Below are 18,579 nucleotides of genomic sequence, written 5' to 3'. Positions count from 1 at the left end.
TTCGGCGCGGTGGAGGCAGGCATCCATCTGCCACCACAATGTGACGGCGACACGCGCATTGAATGTCCAGTGGCTTCGCGCCCGCGCGTGTCAAGGCGCCGTCATGCGGTCGACCACGTCGCGCACGCCGGCCACGCTGCGCGCCGTCTGTGTGGCCAGCGCGCGGTCGGCGGGGCTGGCGAGTGGGCCGCTCAGAATGATCAGACCGCCCTCATAGCCTTCGACCGCGATGCGCGCACCCGCCAAGGCGGGTTGGGCGGACAGCGCGGAACGCACGCGGTCAGCCACGCGCTGGGCGCCGGCGGTGGAGCCCGATGCGCCGTCCCACACCTCGGGCACCTTGCGCAGGTCGGGCACGGGGATTTCGATGCGCGTCGGCGTGGCGCCCCAGGGCGTGCCGCCGGTGCCGCATCCGGCCAGCAGCGATGCGGCGGCGGCGCCCGCCAGCAGCAGCGCGGGGCGGCCTGCGCGGGCAATGAAGGTCAGATAACGCATGGCATTCGTCCTTTCTGGGGTGGGCGCCGAGCGGGCACGCCATCGGGCGATGATAGTCAGCAGGCGGCTCGGCCGCGCCTCGTGCCCTCAACGGCCACGCGGCTCAGGCGTTGACTTCGAGTTCTGCCATCTGTTCGGCTTCGCGCGCGGACTGCAGCGCGTCCAGCACGTCGTCCAGGTCGCCTTCCATCACCAGCGCCAGCTTGTACAGCGTCAGGTTGATGCGGTGGTCGGTCAGGCGCCCCTGCGGAAAGTTGTAGGTGCGGATGCGGTCGCTGCGCTCGCCGCTGCCGATCAGGCCCTTGCGCGTGGCGGCGTCCTTGGCGGCGCGTTCGCTGCGCTCTTTTTCTTGTAGCCGCGCCTGCAGCACCTGCAGCGCCTTGGCCTTGTTGGCGTGCTGGCTGCGCCCGTCCTGGCATTCGGCGACGATGCCGGTCGGCAGGTGCACCACGCGCACAGCCGAATCGGTCTTGTTGATGTGCTGCCCGCCCGCGCCGCTGGCGCGAAAGGTGTCTATGCGAAGGTCGGCCGGGTTCAGCGTGATGACCTCGGTTTCGTCCGGCTCGGGCATCACGGCGACCGTGGCGGCGCTGGTGTGGATGCGGCCCTGCGTCTCGGTGACGGGCACGCGCTGCACCCGGTGGCCGCCCGATTCAAAGCGAAGCCGGCCATACACATCGTCGCCTTCGACGCGCAGCACCACTTCCTTGTAGCCGCCCAGTTCGGCGGGCGATTCGCTCATCACCTCGACGCGCCAGCCGCGCGTCTGCGCGTAGCGCGTGTACAGGCGCGTCAGGTCGCCGGCGAACAGCGCCGATTCGTCGCCCCCCCGTGCCGGCGCGAATCTCGATGAAGGCGTTGCGCGCATCGTCCGGGTCCTTGGGCAGCAGCATGCGCTGCAATTCGGCCTGCAGGCTGGCCAGTTCGGCCTCGGCAGCGCCCATTTCCTCGCGCGCCATCTCGGCCATGTCGGCATCGTCAAGCATCTCCTGCGCGGCGGCCAGGTCCTTTTCGCGCTGCAGATAGCGCGCCCAGCGCCCGGCCACCGCCGCCACCTCGGTGTGCTCGCGCGACAGCTTCATGAACTGCGACATGTCGGCCATGATGTCGGCGCGCGTCAGCAGAAAGTCGAGCTCGGCCAGGCGGTCAGTGTAGCGTGCCAGTTGTTGGCGCAGAAAGGGTTTCATGGGGGCGCCATTGTCGCTGCTTTGGTTCGGTGAACCCAGCACTACGGACCGTGACCGGACAAAGGGAGGCTGCAATGTCCAGCCATTTATAGGCGTTCGCCCGGCGTCGGTTGCTTACTGATTGGCGGATGCCGTGCAACTGCTGTCTTTGTCCGGTCGGCAAGTGCGTACGCGCCCCGAATTGGCGATGATGAGCCGGCGGGTTTGCGTCGCTTGCTGGTTGCTGGTCACATCGTTGCGAGCAATCGTGAAGGTCAGGTTGCCAAAGGTGTTGCCCAGCCCGGGATAGCCCGAGCCATTGAACATGATGAAAGGGGTGCCTGCGGCTGAGGTACCCGTTCCGCTCACGGTGATGTAGCTAGGCGGTGGCGGCACAACCAAGACCACCTCGTCGTCTGAGGTAAAACTCTGACTTAAGTCCTTATCCACAAATACCTGCCAGCCGCTGGACCAATTCGCTCCATCAACTGGCATCACGTAGGCATACATATTCCGCTTCATGGCCTCGCCCCGCGCTGCATTGACGGCAGCCATCAAGGTGTTGGTGAGCGAGCTCAACTGACTATTGCGCTGAAACTCGGTGAAGCTGGGTGCCGCGATAAGCATCAGTGTCGCGGCGATGGCGATGGTCACCATCAACTCGATCAATGTGAAACCACGTCGAGTGCTGGTATGGAAATTCATGGCCAGCACAAGCGAGAATCGGTGGTGGTGCCCGAGCAACCTTTGACGCCGGTGCTGGTCAGGGTCAGATTGCCTACCGCGGCGTCCGGACGGGTGGGCGAAGCGACGCCTTGGATGCAAGCGTTGATCGCCGGTTGGGTGCCGCCACCCACGGCAGGACACTGCACGGCGGACAGCCAGTAGGAAGGAGCAGAAGCGTTGCTGCCTACTTGAATGATGAAAGGCACGGTGGCAGGCGTGGTCGTTCCGGCAGCGTTGGAGAACGCCTGATAGGTATTGTTCTGCGTCATGAAGCGCTCCTGCTGCTGCATCAGCTGCAGTAGCGCCGTTCTCGCCTCGGCGCGCCGTCCCTTCTTGACCGCTTCATCATAGGAGGGGTAAGCAATGGCCGCCAGGATGGCAATGATCGCCACCACAATCATCAACTCGATGAGTGTGAAGCCCGACGCCAATCGACGTGACGCAGGCCGCAAGCGCGTGCGGGCTGTTGTCATCGGTTCTTCAACTCCAGGTAGTTGTTGATCTGCCTCCAACTCAGGCGACCCACCGGCAAAACGTCGTTGACTTCCGACCCTAGACCAAAGCCGGCTGCGCCAGGCACGCCGAGCAGGATTGGCCGTGTGCGCAGGCGCCGGCCGGACCCATCGGCCTTGCTGGTCGTCGTGGTTTCGTCGTTGAACAGCGGCATCGGCCCACCTGGGACACCCACGGTGGATGCTTTTTTGAATCCCTTGCCTTCCACCATGTCGACATAGTAGATATTGCCACTTCCGCCCGACACGCTGCAAACACCGGGCGAAGTGGCGGCATCGGGAATGAGACTGCTGAACGTCACTTTGGTGGTCAACGGCACGTAAACCGAATCGTAGACGACGCGCTCCCCGGTACTGCCCAGGTCGTAAAACCATCCTGAGCGCTGGGTCACGTCAGCGTCGCGGGTCGCGCGTCCCCAAGTGAAAGCAGCAGAAGGCGACAGGTTGCCGGCGGCGTCGGACGTGACCTGCTGCAACCGGCCGCGACCGGCAATGCCCGCGACGCCCGAAGCGCCCCCAGCGCCGCCGCCTCTGCCGTTGTCATAGAGCACGTAATAGGTTTGTTGAGCGGTCGATGAACTGTCGGTGCCTTCGATGTATTTACCCGTTCCGAAACCGACAAAGTGCGTCGTTGGCCCGCCGTAGCCCTGCAGGATGGTGGGGGCGGCAGTGATCGGCTGCACATTGCCGTTGCCGTCCTTGGCGATGTACATCGGAAATGCCACCAGGTTGCTGCCGCTGCCGGTTGAGAACCGTGACAGTTGCCCGGCAGTCCATCCGCTGGCACCCACACCGGTGAAATCCAGGTTCCAAAGCTTGCCATGCAGGTCGCCAGCGAATACGTAGCTCACGACCCCTGCGTTGTCGACGAACGCCTCCAGGTTGATGATGCCGGTGGCAAGGCCCGCGTACGTGGGGGTGGTGGTGGCCAAGGTGCTGTCAAATGGCAGTGTGATCTTGTAGTAGTTCGGGTTTGCTCCACTCGATGTCCACGCAACACCCGCGGGCTTGTCTAGCGCCAGCAGAAATATGGTGGGTGCCCCAGTGGTGCTGAACGCTCCCGTGCCATCGTCCACATAGTTGTTCACGCCGCTGGGCACCATGGCAAACCAGCGATAAGTGGCGGTGGCGGCGTTCGGCGCGCTGGTGCGCATCTTGACGATTCGGGGCTTGCCAAGGACAAAACCCATGTCCGCGTCGTGGACCTGGGTGAACTCCCACAGGACTTTGGACGCGTTAAAACTGGTCGGGTCCGTCACATCAAGCGCAAAAACACCACGACCGCCGCCGCCTGTACCGGATACCAATACCGTCTTCCAATCGCTGGCGCTGCTTCCGGCACCGGTCTTGGCATCACCGATGACGGGCGTCGCGTCCACGTAGGACTGATGGTTGACGCCGTAGGCGGGATCGGTCAGGGCGCTCAGTTTGGTGCCTAACCAGCTGGGGATATAGGCAAACAATTCGCTTCCCGTGGTTGCGTCAAATGCATGCAGCATGCCATCGTTGGCACCCACGTAGACGGCGGCAGCGCGACCGGATTGGGCAGTCACGAAGCTTGCATAACCATCGGACAGCCCGCGCGTGGGCGACGGAGCGCCGACATATTGCACGCCGGAATTGACAATATCGCCCAAGACATGGGAGCGCACGCGAAACGGGTTACCTTCCTTGCTCTTGACGCCGCGCAGGAAGCTAAGCCGGTCCTGCCAAAGTCCATCTGCCACGGCCATCGGGTTGTATTTATCCAGTGCGTCCTTCAGGTCTTGCTCAATGGCGCTGGTCGTGAAATCGGTGGCGGTCGGATGGGGCGTGGGCCCCGCCGCGGTCGATACCTTGCCCACAACGATGTTGCGGGTATCACCCAAAAAAATGCGCCCCACCAGCTGCTGGTCGGCTGACCACGACGGTGCGGCGGACAATTGAATTTGCGACGTGTTGGCGCTATCGACCGCGATCGAAAATGCCTGAACATCACCCGTCCAGGCACCGGTGTCGAACGACGCCTGATACACGTGGGAGCTCGTGGTGTTCAGGTTGGAGCTTGAGGCTGCCGCGCCTGCGATACTGCGCTGCGCCGAGGCAGCGTCACCGAAGATTTTCTCGAAAGCGGCCAACACCCCACGCGCGTCGCTCTGAAGAAAATAGGTCTGCGCTTCGCCGGGCATGCTGGGGTTTTGCCAGACATTGTTGTCAGCCACCCCATTCTGATCGTAAAACGGCTTGCCTTTGGTGTTAAAAGGCTGCGCCAGGCCTTGCGTGGGTTGCGTATTGAATCCCCCGTATTTGGCTCCGGTGAAGTACTGGTTGTTGTTACGACGTGTGCTGGCATTGTTTTGGTCGGCATATTCGTTAACGTCGAAGAAGAAGGATTTGACCCTGAGCCCCGGACGCTGCTTCGTCGGTTGATTGGTCCAGTCAGCACCTCGGATATCATGGGTGTGTGCCCAGTAAGAAAGGCCGTAAACCTGTGCGCCCCGGGTGTTGGGGCCCCCATTCGCTGAATTGGGGTTGCTGGTAACCTGTGAAGACCCTTGGCCGTCGAGGTAGGACACGGATGTGCCTTTTTCAAACGCCTGTACCACGGAAATCCACGCCTCGATATTGGGTACGTTGTTCGCCAGATCGGTGGCCGCCATCCGGTTGTTAGTGCCTCCACTGGTGTATCTTGAATCCCAGGTGTTGACGTCCCCAATCAGCGCGATATTGCTTTTGACACAGGAATAGTTGGCGCTGCTGCTGCGATTGCCTCCGTACGGGTCCAGGTTGGTCCAGTCGGTGTAGATGGGGAAACCATCATAGAAAAGTTTCTGCGCAGCGTTGCCGATGTTCAGGTTCGCGACGGCGGCCGGGCTGGGGGGCAGGCCCTGCAAATAGCGCAGCGACTCATAATACAGTTCGCCGGACGGATCGTATTTTTTGTATTTGCCCGGCGTGGTACCCGTGCGGCCGAACTTGTTCAGGTAATTAATGACACCACTGATACCAAAGGTGGTGTCAGCGTCGGGATTATCCTTGAAAATTCCCGTCACAGGATCCCATTCCGCAGCGGGGTTACCTGATGCGGGTGTGTTTTCGATGCCCCTGCTGTCGTAAGTACGTGGGCCGACAAATTTCATCGGTGCACGAAGCACCCCCCCCGTAGCGACCCGCCGTACTGGCGCCGTTGTCCCAACTCAGGGTTTGTTCCAGCGCATAACCAAAAGCCGCCAGCCGCAAATGGTTATTGTATTTTTGGATGGTGCCCGACGGCTTGTAGTTGCCATTCGGATATTGATTGCAGAAATTATAATCTCGGACGTCCTGTAACGTTCCAGAAGCATTTTTTTCGCACACCTCAACACGAGAGTAAAAAAAGCCGTCCGTATTCAGCGCCACAGCGCCACCGGCGGGCGTCCAAGTGCCGGTGTAAGCTACCAGGTAGCACGCTTTACCCACGCCCGAAATGGGGTCGCCGAAAATCGCATTGCTGCATGAGAATGGTCCGGCGACGGGTGCTTTTTTCCATTTCCCGCTGGCCCCGTACCAGACTTCCTGAACACCGAATGTAGTGCAGCTTCCGTTTTCAGTAGCGCATTGGCTTGCGCCAGCGGGCAATGGGCCCGCGAAGCCGGTGATCGGCCCCATCCCGACCGACGCATTGAGGCGATACGCGCTGGTGTCCGAGCAAGAGCCTGTCTGGCTTGTGCCGAAGTAGATTTTATTAAGGGTATTGGCGACCCAGATACTGCTTGCACCGCTGGCATTGGCGGCGTTGACCATGGCCAAGGGCACTGCCCCCGCGTAGCTGCCGTCAGTTCCCTTGGCCAGTTGCTTGGCCGGGAAGTTGGTGGAGTTCCACATGCAGATGGGATCGCCATTGGGCAACACGGCGCGTTGCAGGACCGTCAGCCCGGTTTCGTCGATGTAGCGGTCGCCGCCAGACAGGGCCAGCCGCAACATGTCGATGGCAGAGTTGCTGGCCCAATTCAGAAAATTGCCGCTAAAGGCGTCGCTGCAGGCGTGGCCAGAGGCCGGCCCCGAGATGACGAAACGCTTGTAATCGGCCTTGGTTTTGCCCACCGACGGGGTTTCGCTGGGATTGTCCTTGTAGGTGTAGCACATCTCGGCGTTGTAATAACCAAGATATTCTTTGGTTGGTGTATAAGACGAATCGGTCGACTGGCCCGGAACATTGACATACTGCGCGCCTACGGTGGGAAATTCCACCGAAAGGGCCAACGCAAGGGCCGGCTTGTCACCTTGGGTGGCGGCGTAGAGCGGCACCGAAGAAATGTTCAAGGCCGGAATATTGGGCGCGGTCGGAGCGCCAATAACCACCAGCGACACTGCAGCGCTGCCCGCGATGCCCAGAAGCAGGCTGCCCAGAAACCGACGATGCGTCACCCAGCGGTTTGCGTGGCCTTGATCAACGGGGCGGCGAAACATGGTAAAGCTTTCTCGTACAGATCAATTTCTGTAAAGCGTTTGGACGACGGCCTGGATGTCGCTGCGCGGGCCGAATCCGATGGCGGTGACTCGATATGGCATATTTAAAACGGCTCCAGCCCGCGCTGCCGAGGCATAGGACGATGTGATCATGTTTCCACCCGGGTTGCCGAAGTCTGGCACCTTTTCGATGATGTAACGCGGCGCGAGGGCGGGCTGGATGCCGGTGCCGTCGACTGCGCCGGCGCTGTTGAACGTGCGGTCGGTGAATGTGCCCAGCGCCACAGAGGGCGCGCTGCTGCCCTGATCCGCGAAGTCGATGGTGAGCCAGGTTGGTTTGGTAGAACCGGTGGTCACAGACCTACAGTAACCTCGGTACGGCTGACTGGTGTAACAGCCAGAGTCGGGGAATCGCGGCTGCTTGCCGGTGCGACTGGCACCAGCGCTATTCGGTCCACTCAGATCAATTTCAGCATCCACCAACGCCGCCTCGGCCCCTTGCCAAGCCAGTTGCATGTCGCGGTCATTGCGAGCGCCGCGTTCGCCCATCATGCTGATCTGGACACTGGCAACGCCCAGCATCGAGACGATGACCAGAATGAGCATGACGATGACCAGCGAAACGCCGCGGACGCGTGCTGGCCGATGGCGCATGACGGATCGACGACGCGAGCGGCCATCGGTCAAGGTGGGTGCGCCTGAGGCGTGCTGTTTCATGGGGCGCGGGCTTTTATGAGGGCGTGACCACGTCGCATGGCAGGGTGGATGTGGCGGGTTGGTAGCCCTGGTTCTGGCAATTGCGCAACTGAACGGTGAAGGTCACGGTCTGTCGCAGGCGGTTGTCGGTCGCAGTGAGCTTGCTGCCAGGATCGTTGGTACTGTCGTAGTGATCCTTGACGCCCAGCGGGTAGTAAGTCGTGGAGGTGGCTTGCAAGGCCGAGCCCGGCGGGCCGCGCAGCACCATGCCGATGCGCAGGCTGCGCACACGCCGCCAGTTGGCGTAGGTCGCCACGGTGTTGCCAGCCACCGTGAGCTGGTCGGCACGCAGATAGGCGTTGGGCACCCCAGTGGCCGGGGGCGTGGCCGGCAGCACCGCGCCGGGTGTGACGTTGTCGACCCCGTAGAGAACCTGGAAACTTTCCACACCCTTGACCAGCGGTACCGTGTAGTACACCCCGGTCGTGTCGTTGCGCGTGGTACACATCAATGTCGGCTCACCGGCGCTGACGGCCAGATGCAGCACGCTGACGGCGCGGTCACCGCGATTGGTTGCGGCAATGCGGGGTGAGGTGCCGTCGCAGGTGATCATGCTGCCGTCCGTTTCCGAACTGTTTTTATCAAATTTGCTCTTGACGGCCTGATATTGCAGGATCAGGATGTCGCCGTTGTAGCTGTCGGTGCGCGTCAAGGACACATTGAGCGGATCGGAGGGGCTGACTAATGCATTGTCGAAACCGTAGACACTGGGCTGCAGCGCGCCGATTTCGAGGTTGTTTTTGAGTTTGTAAAGAGCGCTAGAAGCAGAATAAGTGGCGCTGGCGAAGTCCACATCTTCAAAACCAGCTTGCACCACCAGCTGCTGAATCAATTGGCTGGCGAAACGGCTGTCATCGCGCAGTTGCGACGAAGCGTCCACCGTGGCCGCACCTTGGCGCGACATCAGCAGTGCCGCGACCGTGACCAGCACGACCAACAGCCCAATGGCCATGGCGACCATCAACTCGACCAAGGTCATGCCGCGCTGGCGCTGAACCAATGCAGGAATGCGTGCCGACCGAAGGGGAGTCGCGAAGCAGGTCATAGCTGGCCGCTGGGGGTGACCGGCAGGAGGATGTAAGGCCGAGTGCCAGCGTCGCTCGTGTTCACGATCTGGCCCTTCGTGTTTTCGCGCAGCCACCCGATCTTGATGAACGCGATGTTTTGACTGGCGGTGGCCGACGAGGTGCAGGCCCATTGCGGCAGGCCGTTGGCATCATAGGGAGCCGTGTCGCGACAGATGGACACACGGGCCCCGGGCAACAGGTTGCTGACGCGTGCAAGCCATTCGGTCATCTGCGCGTTGGCAATATCGTTGGCGGAGGCGCAACGAGAGCCCACATCCAGGCAATTGGACACAGTCGCCGGCTGCATGCCGCTGCCATTGTCTGAAAAGTTGCCGTGGTAGGGGTTGTTGGTAGCTCTGGCCGCCACCTGGGGGTTGGCACGCATCATGTCGGCCAGTTCGCGCGCCAAGACGACGGCGACGGATTGCTGCCTGGCGTCGCGCGTGTTCTTGATGGCGGCCGCTTGCAGGCCGACCACGCCCAGCAACCCGAACGACAGAATCACGATGGCGACCAGCACCTCGACCATCGAGAAGCCGCGTGACCGCCAGGAAGGCGGCACCATCACGGACGTTTGCTTGAGGCGAACTACAGCACCAGACCACATGTGTTCGATGTTACGAGACGTGTGGATTGGCGCGGCGACCCTTCGTCAGACGGTGCTTACCGCCCGTCGGCGTGTGGGCGATTCAGCTGAGGGTTGTCCGCCGCAGCGGCTGGCCTTCAATGCCGCTGGCGTGGTTGTTCGAACAGTCGCGGTTACTTATGAGCGCAGGAACAAACGAGCCACCCGTGCAGCGGTGTCGTCTCGCTTGGCCTCGTCGGCAGCGCGCAATTCCGCGAAGGCGCCATGCAGCATTTTCTGCGCCAAGCCTCGACTGAGACCATCCAGCACCGCGTCCACATCCTCACCCTTGGCCAGCCGCTTGCGCGCCTTCACCAGTTCGGCGGCGCGCCAGGCGTCGGCCTGGGCATTGAGCTGCTGGATGAGCGGGACGACGCCGCTGGCGGGGCTGCGCTGGTCGATCCAGTGCATGAAGCTTTGCACGCCGGCGTCGATGATGGCCTCGGCCTGGGCGACGGCGGCCTGGCGGTTGGCGTGGCCGGTCTGCACCACCTGGGCCAGGTCGTCGACGGTGTACAGATACACGTCGTCCAGCGCCTTGACTTCGGGTTCGATGTCGCGCGGCACGGCCAGGTCGACCACGAAGATGGGACGGTGGCGGCGCTTTTTCAGCGCGCGTTCGACCGCGCCCAGGCCGATGATGGGCAGCGTGCTGGCGGTGCAGCTGACGATGGCGTCGAATTCGTGCAGGCGCTCGGGCAGGTCGGCCAGGCGCATCACTTCGCCGCCCAGTCGGCTGGCCAGCTTTTCGCCACGCTCTAATGTGCGGTTGGCGATGGCGATGGCCCTGGGTTGCCGCGCCGCGAAGTGGGTGGCGGCCAGTTCGACCATCTCGCCCGCGCCGACGAACAGCACGCGGATCTCGCGCAGGTCTTCGAACAGGTTGCCGGCCAGGCGCACCGCGGCGGCGGCCATGCTGATGGAGTGCGCGCCGATGTCGGTCGACGTGCGCACCTGCTTGGCCACGGCAAAGCTGCGCTGGAACAGCTGGTTCAGCGTGGTGCCCAGCGCGCCCGCGTCTTCGGCGGCGCGCACGGCGCTTTTCATCTGGCCCAGGATCTGCGCTTCGCCCAGCACCATGCTGTCCAGCCCGCTGGCCACGCGGAAGGCATGGCGCGCGGCCTGGTCGTCGCGCAAAACGTAGGTGTGGTGGTGCAGCGCGTCCACCGGCACGTCGCCGGCGCGCGCCAGCCAGCCCAGGGTGTGGTCGATCTGCACGTTGTCGGACGCGCAATACACCTCGGTGCGGTTGCAGGTGGACAGGATCGCCGCCTCGGGGTGGCGCTGGTGCGACGTGCGCAAGCCGTGCAGCGCAGGTGCCATCTGGTCGAGCGCGAACGCGAAACGGCCACGCAGATCCAGCGGCGCGGTGTTGTGGTTCAGTCCCAATGCCCAGACGGCCATGGGGGCGATTATAAAATTGGGTGCCCGGTCGCGCTGTGTTGTCGACCATGGACTTGACCGACATCAAGAGCGTCATGCAGATTGCCGACACCTTCTGGCACCTTGCCAACTTCATGCTGCCCGCGCTGGTGATGGCGCCCGGCATGGTGCTGGCGGCCCGCTGGGTGTATCGAAATCACCCGCCTGCGCTGTCCCTGCCTGCGCAGATAGCTATCAATTTTGTAGTTTGCCTGGTGGTGCTGGTGGCCGGGCTGGCGGCGTCGGGGCACGACGGGCGGCTGTTGACCTACGCCGCCTTGGTGCTGGCCAGCGCGGCCACGCCCGCGGTGCTGGCGCTGCGTCGGCGGCCGTTCAACCAGGGCTGAACAGGTCCACCCGGTCGGTCACGATGCCATCGGTGCCCAGTTGCACCAGCCGCTCGGCCGCCCATTCGTCGTTCACGGTGTAGCTGAGCGCGCGCATGCCCATGCCGTGCACCTGGGCGACCAGCGCGGCGTCCCACAGGGCGTGGTTGCAGACGATGGCGCGGCAGTCCAGCTGGCGGGCGATGTCGGCCCAGCCGTTCCACAGCGTATCCAGCAGCAGCCCGCGCGGCAGCTGCGGCGCGGCCGTTGCCGCGCCACGCAGGGCTTCGGGGCGGAACGAGGTCAGCAGCGGCGGCACCGCCGCGCCTTGCCACAGCCGCGCCGCGGTGTCGGCGACGACCTGGCCGGTGCGCTCTTCCACGCCGGGCGTCGGCTTGATTTCGATGTCAACCAAGTGACCGTTGGCCCGGCACCAGCGCGCCAGGTTGGCCAGCGTGGGCAGCGGCTCGCCCGCGTAGGCCCGCGAATGCCAGCTGCCTGCGTCCAGCTGCGCCAGTTCGCTCCAGGCCAGATCGCCCGCGGTGCCATCGCCGTCGGTGGTGCGCTGCAGCGTGGCGTCGTGCAGCAGAAAGGGCACGCCGTCGGCCGACAGCTTGACGTCGCATTCAAACATGCGATAGCCGTGCGACGCACCCCGGCGAAAGGCCGCCAGCGTGTTCTCCGGCGCCAGCTTGCCCGCCCCGCGGTGGGCGATCCAGAAGGGGTAGGGCCATGGGGGCATCACGGGTTGTCTCATTCAAAAATGATAGCTGTCCACGCCAATCAGGCCAGCGTTGGAGGCGATTTTTATGGATATTCTGCACGCTGCCCCGCCTGCGCCAGCAGCCACTCGCGAAGCCTGCTCAGCCCCGGGTGCGCGGGGCGGTCCAGCGGTCGGCACAGATGGTAGCCGCGCGCCACGCTGACGGGCGGGTCCTGCTGCAGCGCAATGGCGATGCGGCCGGCGGCCAGTTCGGCTTCGATCAGGCAGCGCGGCACCACCGCGACGCCCAGGCCGGCCATCACCGCCTGCGCCAGCAGGCCGACCTGGTCGAAGTCCGCCGCTGGCGCCAGTGGCCCGTGCGGGCAGCCGACCTGCGTGAACCAGTGCGCCCAGGTGTCCGGGTAATGCGTGTGGAAGAGCAGCGGCCGGGTCAGCAGGTCGGCGGGCGTGCGGATGGCGCCCGCGCCGGTCAGGTCCTGCGGGCGGCAGATGGGCACGATCTCGCGGCCGATCAGGTAGTCGGCGGCAATGCCGGCAGGCCAGCCGGTGCCGCCGACGCGGATCCAGGCGTCGATGTCGGCCGCGGTCATCGGGTCGTCGCGCTGGTAGGGTGCAAAGCTGAGCGTCACCTCGGCGTGGCGCGCGCTGAAGTCCGGCAGGCGCGGGATCAGCCAGTGGCTGAACAACGTGGGCGGCACCGACAGCCGCAGCGCCCGCGCCGCATGATGCCGGCGCAGCGCCTGCGAGGCCGATTCGATGCTGGCCAGCGGTGCCACCACCGCGTCCAGGTACTGCCGGCCGTCGCGCGTCAGCACCCGGTGGCGGCCTTCGCGCACGAACAGGGCCACGCCCAGATGATCTTCCAGCCGGGCGATGGCGCGGCTGATGGCGCCCTGCGTCACGTGCAGCTGCTCGGCCGCGCGCGTGAAACTGCCCAGCCGCGCCGCCGTCGCAAAAGCGTGCAGTTCAGACAGGGACGGCGAGTGCAGGCGCATGGATGGATGAGCGTTGGTCATGGATCGCCGCCCGATTGTCGCTTTTCGTTGGCGGTGGCTTGGCCAAGAATGCGGCAGCATCCAATACAACCCTAAGGAGAGCCCGATGGCCCTGCGCCGTAACCTGCTGTGCACCCTGGCCGTCTGCGCCGCTGCCGCTGCGCTGGCGCCGCTGGCCCACGCCCAGGCGGGCGACTACCCCAATCGCCCGATCAAGCTGATCGTGCCCTTCGCCCCCGGCGGATCGACCGACATCGTGGCGCGCCTGCTGGCCGACAAGATGGGCAGATCCTCGGCAAGGCGGTGGTGGTCGACAACAAGGGCGGCGCCGGCGGCTCGATCGGCGCCGACGCCATCGCCAAGTCGGCGCCCGACGGCTACACCATTGGCATGGCCACCGTCAGCACGCACGGCGCCAACCCGGCCATCTACGCCAGGCTGCCGTACGACCCAGTGAAGGACTTTGCCCCCATCACCAACGTGATGAGCGTGCCCAGCGTGTTCGTGGTGCACCCCAGCGTGCCGGCCAAGAGCATGAAGGAATTCGTCGCCCTGGCCAAGGCCGAGCCGGGCAAGTACAGCTTTGCCACGCCGGGCGCCGGCTCACTCGGCCACGCCAACATGGAAAACTTCATGAACCTGGCGGGCATCCAGCTGCTGCACATCCCGTACAAGGGCTCGGGCCAGGCCATCACCGACGCGCTGGCCGGACAGGTCAACTCGATGACGGACAACCTGCCCTCGATGCTGCCCAACATCCAGTCGGGCAAGCTGCGTCCGCTGGCGGTGCTGGCGCTCAAGCGCAGCCCCATGCTGCCCGACGTGCCCACCTATGGCGAACTGGGCTACCCCGGCATGGGCGATGGCGGCTGGTTCGGCCTGGTGGCGCCGGCCGGCACGCCGAAGGACATCGTCGCCAGGCTCAACGCCGCCGCGCACAAGGCCATGGCCATGCCCGACTACCTGGACAAGCAGCGCGACATCTCGGGTGAATCCATGGCCAACACGCCGGACGAATTCACGCGCCAGATCCAGGCCGCCATCGCGCGTTACACCGCGGTGGCCAAGCGCGCCAACATCAAGATCAATTGATGCCGGCCCCCGCTGCTTCGCAGGACGACCTGCGCCCCCGGCCCGACACGCCGGTCGAAGTCTGGCTGCCCACCGCGCCGGCGCTGCCGCTGGTGTGCGACTCGCCGCACAGCGGCACCGCGTATCCGCAAGACTTTGGGCACGAACTGCCGCTGCCCCTGCTGCGGCGCGGCGAAGACACGCACGTGCACACGCTGTTCCACACCGCGCCGGCGCATGGCGCCACGCTGATCGCGGCCACCTTTCCGCGCACCTACATCGACGTCAACCGCAGCGAGGCCGATCTTGACCCGGCGCAGATCGACGGCGCCTGGCCCACGCCGCTGCAGCCCGGCCCCAAGACGCAACAGGGCCTGGGCCTGATCTGGCAGCACATCGTCAAGGACGGCGTGTCGCACCCGCTGTACACGCGCCAGCGCACCGCGGCCGAAGTGCGGCACCGCATCGAACATTACTGGCGCCCCTACCGCACGCAGGTGCAGAAGGCCATCGACACCAGCGTGCAGCGCTTTGGCGGCGTCTGGCACCTGAACCTGCATTCGATGCCCAGCGACGTCTACCTGCGCCTGGGCCGCACCGACGCCCCGCCGCTGGCCGACTTCGTGCTGGGCGACCGCGACGGCACCACCTGCGCGCCCGAATTCATCCACCTGATCGGCGACACCTTGCGCGGCTTCGGCTACAGCGTGGCCTACAACGAGCCGTACAAGGGCGTCGAGCTGATCGGCCTGATCGGCGAGCCGGCGCGCGGCCGGCACAGCCTGCAGATCGAGATTCGAAGGCCGATCTACATGGACGAGGAAACGCGCGCCCCCAACGCCGGCTTCGCGCCGCTGCAGCAGCACCTGGAGCAGTTGCTGGGCGTGGTGGCGGGGTACGTGCGCGCGCGGATGCCTGAGCGCGCCTGAAGTACGCCGCTTTCAGGCGGCGCATCGTCCATCAAAAATGATAGCTGCGCGCCCTGTCAGGGCAAGCGCCAGCGGCCTGATGGGTCTGAAATCGTGGCGAATTCAATCGATCGCCAGCGCGATCTTGCCAAATTGCTCGCCCGATTCGAGCCGGTCGAGCGCGGCGTGTACCTGATCGAGCGCAAACGTCTGCTCGATCACCGGCCGCACCGCGTGGCGCTGGCAGAAGGCGAGCAGGTCGTGCAGCTCGGCCACCGTCCCCAGCGTGGAGCCCAGCACGCGCAGCTGGCGGATGAACAGGCGGCGCAGGTCGGCACCGGGCTGGTCGCCGCTGGTGGCGCCGCAGGTGACCAGGCGGCCGCCGCGCACCAGGCTCTTCATGGCGGCGGGCCACACGGCTTCGCCCACGTTCTCAAACACCACGTCGACGCCGCGGCCACCCGTGGCCGCCAGCGCGGCTTTGGCGACGTCTTCGCGGCTGCTGTCGATGACGTGGTCGGCACCCAGGGCGCGTGCCTGTTCCAGCTTGGCCGGGTGGCGCGACGTGACGAGGGTGCGCGCGCCCATCGCCTTGGCCAGTTGCAGACCGGCCAGCGACACGCCGCCGCCGATGCCGAAGATCAGCACCGTTTCCCAGCTTTTGAGCTGCGCCTGCGTCACCAGCATGCGCCAGGCGGTGAGGTGGTTGACGCCCAGCGCCGCGCCTTCGGCAAACGACCAGTCGTCGGGCAGCGGCAGCACGTTGCGCGCCGGCACGGTGACGTATTGCGCGAAGGTGCCGTCGCGGTGCTCGCCAATCAACTGATAGCGCGCGCACAGCACGTCGTCGCCGCGCAGGCAGAACTCGCAGCGGCCACAGGCCATGCCGGGGTGCAGCAGCACGCGCTGGCCGGGCCGCAGCAGCGGGTCGGCGGCGTCGATCTCGTCGATCACGCCCGCGCCGTCCAGCCCCAGGATCTGCGGCAGGCGGTGCGTGATGCCGGCGCCGCTGTCGCGCATGTACAGGTCGACGCGGTTGAGCGTGGCCGCATGCAGGCGCACGCGCACTTCGCCCGTGGCGCGCGGGGGCAGTGGGCGCTCGCCCACCGTCACGACCTCGTTGCCGCCGTGGCCGGTCAGGTACGCGGCTTTCATGCTCACATCGGCCTCCTGCGCTTGATGGGTCTGCGTGTGCAGCTATTTAAAAGATAGCGTTCTATGCATCCAGCCGATGGCCTGTGGCCTCGTCGAAGCCGTGAATGCGGTCTTCGAGCGGCACCACCTGCAGCGTCTGGCCCGGCGCGGGCGGGGCCTCGGTCTCGTGCATGCGTAGGATCGTCCACGGGCCCTGCGGGCCGCCCAGGTGGCCGTACACCAGGCGCTCGGCACCCAGCATCTCGACGGTTTCGACCTGCAGCGACCAGCCGCCGGAATCGACCAGGCGCAGGTGTTCGGGGCGGATGCCGAGGATCACGCCGTCGCGCACGCCTTCGATGCCCTTCAGCAGGTTCATGGGGGGCGCGCCGATGAAGCTGGCGACAAAAGTGGTGGCCGGGCGGTGGTACACCTCTTCGGGCGTGCCAAACTGCTCCATGCGGCCGGCGTTCATCACCATCATGCGCTGGGCCAGCGTCATGGCCTCGACCTGGTCGTGCGTGACGAACAGGCTGGTGATGCCCAGCTCGCGGTGCAGCTTTTCAATTTCCAGCCGTGTCTGCGCGCGCAGCTTGGCGTCCAGGTTGGACAGCGGTTCGTCGAACAGAAACACCTGCGGCTGGCGCACGATGGCGCGGCCCATGGCCACGCGCTGGCGCTGGCCGCCCGACAGTTCGCGCGGCTTGCGCTGCAGATACTGGCCCAGCTCCAGAATCCTGGCGGCCTTGTCGACGCGCGCCTGGATCTCCTCCAGCGGCACCTTCTTGATTTTCAGACCGTAGGCCATGTTGTCGAACACGCTCATGTGCGGGTAGAGCGCGTAGTTCTGGAACACCATGGCGATGTCGCGCTCGGCCGGCTCCAGATGGTTGACCACGCGGTCGCCGATGCTGATGGTGCCGTCGGTGATTTCCTCCAGTCCCGCCACCATGCGCAGCAGCGTCGACTTGCCGCAGCCCGACGGCCCGACGATGACGACAAACTCGCCATCCTTCACCTCGGCCGTCACGCCGTGGATCACCTGGTTGATCTTCTTGCCGCTGCCGTAGCGCTTGATGACGTTGTTGAATTGGATATTGGCCATGTTCAAAACCGAATACAGGACGCGAAGGACGCAAAGATCACGCGAAGGACGCAAAAAAGAAATTCAAAATGGCTTGTTTCGCGTCCTTCGCGAACCCTTTGCGTTCTTCGCGTCCGGCTGTTGGCTGTTTACTTTTCAGTGTCGACCAGCCCCTTGACGAACCACTTCTGCATCAGGATCACCACCAGCGCCGGCGGCAGCATGGCCAGGATGGCGGTGGCCATGACCACGTTCCACTCGACGTAGATCTCGCCGAAGATGGCGCGCTTGATGCCGAGGACGATGGGGTACATCTCTTCGCTGGTGGTCACGATCAGCGGCCACAGGTACTGGTTCCAGCCGTAGATGAACTGGATCACGAACAGCGCGGCCATGCTGGTCTTGGACAGCGGCAGCAGGATGTCCTTGAAAAAGCGCATCGGGCCGGCGCCGTCGATGCGCGCGGCCTCGGCCAGTTCATCGGGCACCGTCAAAAAGAACTGGCGGAACAGGAAGGTGGCGGTGGCCGAAGCGATCAGCGGCACCGTCAGGCCCGCGTAGCTGTTGAGCATCTTCAGGTCCGAGATGACCTGGTAGGTGGGGCCGATGCGCACTTCCACCGGCAGCATCAGCGTGATGAAGATCATCCAGAACACCAGGCCGCGGAACGGAAAGCGGAAGTACACCAGCGCAAACGCCGACAGCAGCGAAATGGCTATCTTGCCCAGCGCAATGCCCAGCGCCATCACCAGGCTGGTCCACATCATCGGCCAGCCCGCGGCGATGGTGCCGCCGCCTTCCACCTTGCCGCCAAACAGCGCCAGCCGGTAGCTGTTGATGAAGTTGTCGCCCGGCAGCAGCGACATGGGGTGTGCGGTGGCAATCTGCGTGGCCGTCTGCGTGCTGGCGATGAGCGCCAGGTACACCGGAAAGGCGACGACCGCCACGCCCAAAATAAGGACGGCGTGCGATACAAAGTCGAGAACCGGGCGGCGTTCAATCAAGGCACACCCCCCCTGAGTCGCTGACGCGCCTTCCCCCCTCTGCTGCGCGAGGGGGGACAACACCGGTGCGCGGCGCAGGTCCGCGCACGGTGTTCGCTGGCATGGCCTGCTCCGCGGCCACATGATGGATGGACCT

At 64.7% G+C, this 18,579-nt stretch carries 16 protein-coding genes and 2 pseudogenes; 3 read left to right on the top strand and 15 right to left on the bottom strand.

From position 1 onward, the window contains the following. Positions 1-90: 90 nt before the first annotated feature. The 10 genes and pseudogenes from R0D99_RS14135 to hemA all read right to left on the bottom strand — a co-directional run bounded on the left by R0D99_RS14135 (position 91) and on the right by hemA (position 11,179). Complete coding sequence (locus R0D99_RS14135; RefSeq protein WP_317748800.1) at positions 91-495, bottom strand: BON domain-containing protein; 405 nt, start codon at positions 493-495, stop codon at positions 91-93. A 103-nt stretch (positions 496-598) separates the two neighbouring features. Further along, positions 599-1,682, bottom strand: a pseudogene (gene prfA, locus R0D99_RS14130) (peptide chain release factor 1). Between the two features lie 114 nt (positions 1,683-1,796). Further along, entirely contained in the window at positions 1,797-2,366 is a 570-nt protein-coding gene (locus R0D99_RS14125) for a GspH/FimT family pseudopilin (RefSeq protein ID WP_317748799.1), read from the bottom strand. Beyond that, entirely contained in the window at positions 2,363-2,860 is a 498-nt protein-coding gene (locus R0D99_RS14120) for a type IV pilin protein (protein WP_317748798.1), read from the bottom strand. The genes R0D99_RS14125 and R0D99_RS14120 overlap by 4 nt, the downstream gene beginning before the upstream one ends. Further along, positions 2,857-6,018, bottom strand: a complete 3,162-nt coding sequence (locus tag R0D99_RS14115; RefSeq protein WP_317748797.1) for a pilus assembly protein — start codon at positions 6,016-6,018, stop codon at positions 2,857-2,859. The genes R0D99_RS14120 and R0D99_RS14115 overlap by 4 nt, the downstream gene beginning before the upstream one ends. After that, the gene (locus R0D99_RS14110) at positions 5,954-7,327 is read right to left on the bottom strand and encodes a hypothetical protein (RefSeq protein ID WP_317748796.1); all 1,374 of its coding nucleotides are present in this window, start codon (positions 7,325-7,327) and stop codon (positions 5,954-5,956) included. Before R0D99_RS14110 ends, R0D99_RS14115 begins: the two co-directional genes overlap by 65 nt. A gap of 21 nt (positions 7,328-7,348) precedes the next feature. Beyond that, positions 7,349-8,044 (bottom strand): pilus assembly PilX family protein, encoded by a 696-nt coding sequence (locus R0D99_RS14105; RefSeq protein WP_317748795.1) that lies wholly within the window; start codon positions 8,042-8,044, stop codon positions 7,349-7,351. 13 nt (positions 8,045-8,057) lie between these two features. Next, positions 8,058-9,128, bottom strand: a complete 1,071-nt coding sequence (locus tag R0D99_RS14100) for a PilW family protein (protein WP_317748794.1) — start codon at positions 9,126-9,128, stop codon at positions 8,058-8,060. After that, positions 9,125-9,715, bottom strand: coding sequence for a type IV pilus modification protein PilV (pilV, locus tag R0D99_RS14095; protein WP_317748793.1), 591 nt, complete (start codon positions 9,713-9,715; stop codon positions 9,125-9,127). Before pilV ends, R0D99_RS14100 begins: the two co-directional genes overlap by 4 nt. Positions 9,716-9,913: 198 nt before the next feature. Then, a complete protein-coding gene (hemA, locus tag R0D99_RS14090) occupies positions 9,914-11,179 on the bottom strand; it encodes a glutamyl-tRNA reductase (RefSeq protein WP_317748792.1) in 1,266 nt (421 codons plus the stop codon). Between the two features lie 47 nt (positions 11,180-11,226). Here hemA and R0D99_RS14085 point away from each other — a divergent pair, with 47 nt between their 5' ends. Further along, positions 11,227-11,544, top strand: coding sequence for a hypothetical protein (locus R0D99_RS14085; RefSeq protein WP_317748791.1), 318 nt, complete (start codon positions 11,227-11,229; stop codon positions 11,542-11,544). On the opposite strand, the gene ugpQ is transcribed toward R0D99_RS14085, so the two are convergent. Next, a complete protein-coding gene (gene ugpQ / locus R0D99_RS14080) occupies positions 11,531-12,265 on the bottom strand; it encodes a glycerophosphodiester phosphodiesterase (protein WP_317748790.1) in 735 nt (244 codons plus the stop codon). The genes R0D99_RS14085 and ugpQ overlap by 14 nt on opposite strands. Before the next feature lie 65 nt (positions 12,266-12,330). Next, positions 12,331-13,242: a LysR substrate-binding domain-containing protein gene (locus tag R0D99_RS14075; RefSeq protein ID WP_317748789.1), complete on the bottom strand. Its 912-nt coding sequence runs from the start codon at positions 13,240-13,242 to the stop codon at positions 12,331-12,333. A gap of 106 nt (positions 13,243-13,348) precedes the next feature. Between R0D99_RS14075 and R0D99_RS14070 the strand changes: the two are divergent. Both R0D99_RS14070 and R0D99_RS14065 read left to right on the top strand, forming a co-directional pair. After that, positions 13,349-14,334: pseudogene (locus R0D99_RS14070) on the top strand (tripartite tricarboxylate transporter substrate binding protein BugE). Next, complete coding sequence (locus tag R0D99_RS14065; protein ID WP_317748788.1) at positions 14,334-15,242, top strand: N-formylglutamate amidohydrolase; 909 nt, start codon at positions 14,334-14,336, stop codon at positions 15,240-15,242. Before R0D99_RS14070 ends, R0D99_RS14065 begins: the two are co-directional and overlap by 1 nt. Before the next feature lie 102 nt (positions 15,243-15,344). Here the strand turns inward: R0D99_RS14065 and R0D99_RS14060 are convergent, their stop codons facing one another. The 3 genes from R0D99_RS14060 to ugpE form a co-directional block, all read right to left on the bottom strand. Then, the gene (locus R0D99_RS14060) at positions 15,345-16,376 is read right to left on the bottom strand and encodes a zinc-binding dehydrogenase (protein WP_317751117.1); all 1,032 of its coding nucleotides are present in this window, start codon (positions 16,374-16,376) and stop codon (positions 15,345-15,347) included. Between the two features lie 61 nt (positions 16,377-16,437). Beyond that, positions 16,438-17,460, bottom strand: a complete 1,023-nt coding sequence (gene ugpC / locus R0D99_RS14055; RefSeq protein WP_317748787.1) for a sn-glycerol-3-phosphate ABC transporter ATP-binding protein UgpC — start codon at positions 17,458-17,460, stop codon at positions 16,438-16,440. Positions 17,461-17,588: 128 nt separating this feature from the next. Further along, the gene (gene ugpE / locus R0D99_RS14050) at positions 17,589-18,443 is read right to left on the bottom strand and encodes a sn-glycerol-3-phosphate ABC transporter permease UgpE (protein WP_317748786.1); all 855 of its coding nucleotides are present in this window, start codon (positions 18,441-18,443) and stop codon (positions 17,589-17,591) included. Positions 18,444-18,579: the final 136 nt, after the last annotated feature.

This window comes from Ottowia sp. SB7-C50, assembly GCF_033110285.1.
In the GTDB taxonomy this organism is placed as follows: Bacteria; Pseudomonadota; Gammaproteobacteria; order Burkholderiales; family Burkholderiaceae_C; genus Ottowia.
Note: the sequence above shows the minus strand (reverse complement) of the source record. Positions and strands in the feature narration are given on the sequence as shown.

Coding starts and splice junctions, on each gene's coding strand:
- R0D99_RS14100 (WP_317748794.1), bottom strand. CDS start 9,128: ATGACCTGCTTCGCGACTCCCCTTCGGTCGGCACGCATTCCTGCATTG.
- ugpQ (WP_317748790.1), bottom strand. CDS start 12,265: ATGCCCCCATGGCCCTACCCCTTCTGGATCGCCCACCGCGGGGCGGGC.
- R0D99_RS14065 (WP_317748788.1), top strand. CDS start 14,334: ATGCCGGCCCCCGCTGCTTCGCAGGACGACCTGCGCCCCCGGCCCGAC.
- R0D99_RS14135 (WP_317748800.1), bottom strand. CDS start 495: ATGCGTTATCTGACCTTCATTGCCCGCGCAGGCCGCCCCGCGCTGCTG.
- hemA (WP_317748792.1), bottom strand. CDS start 11,179: ATGGCCGTCTGGGCATTGGGACTGAACCACAACACCGCGCCGCTGGAT.
- R0D99_RS14120 (WP_317748798.1), bottom strand. CDS start 2,860: ATGACAACAGCCCGCACGCGCTTGCGGCCTGCGTCACGTCGATTGGCG.
- R0D99_RS14105 (WP_317748795.1), bottom strand. CDS start 8,044: ATGAAACAGCACGCCTCAGGCGCACCCACCTTGACCGATGGCCGCTCG.
- R0D99_RS14085 (WP_317748791.1), top strand. CDS start 11,227: ATGGACTTGACCGACATCAAGAGCGTCATGCAGATTGCCGACACCTTC.
- R0D99_RS14125 (WP_317748799.1), bottom strand. CDS start 2,366: ATGAATTTCCATACCAGCACTCGACGTGGTTTCACATTGATCGAGTTG.
- pilV (WP_317748793.1), bottom strand. CDS start 9,715: ATGGTGCCGCCTTCCTGGCGGTCACGCGGCTTCTCGATGGTCGAGGTG.
- ugpC (WP_317748787.1), bottom strand. CDS start 17,460: ATGGCCAATATCCAATTCAACAACGTCATCAAGCGCTACGGCAGCGGC.
- R0D99_RS14115 (WP_317748797.1), bottom strand. CDS start 6,018: ATGAAATTTGTCGGCCCACGTACTTACGACAGCAGGGGCATCGAAAAC.
- R0D99_RS14075 (WP_317748789.1), bottom strand. CDS start 13,242: ATGCGCCTGCACTCGCCGTCCCTGTCTGAACTGCACGCTTTTGCGACG.
- R0D99_RS14110 (WP_317748796.1), bottom strand. CDS start 7,327: ATGTTTCGCCGCCCCGTTGATCAAGGCCACGCAAACCGCTGGGTGACG.
- R0D99_RS14060 (WP_317751117.1), bottom strand. CDS start 16,376: ATGAAAGCCGCGTACCTGACCGGCCACGGCGGCAACGAGGTCGTGACG.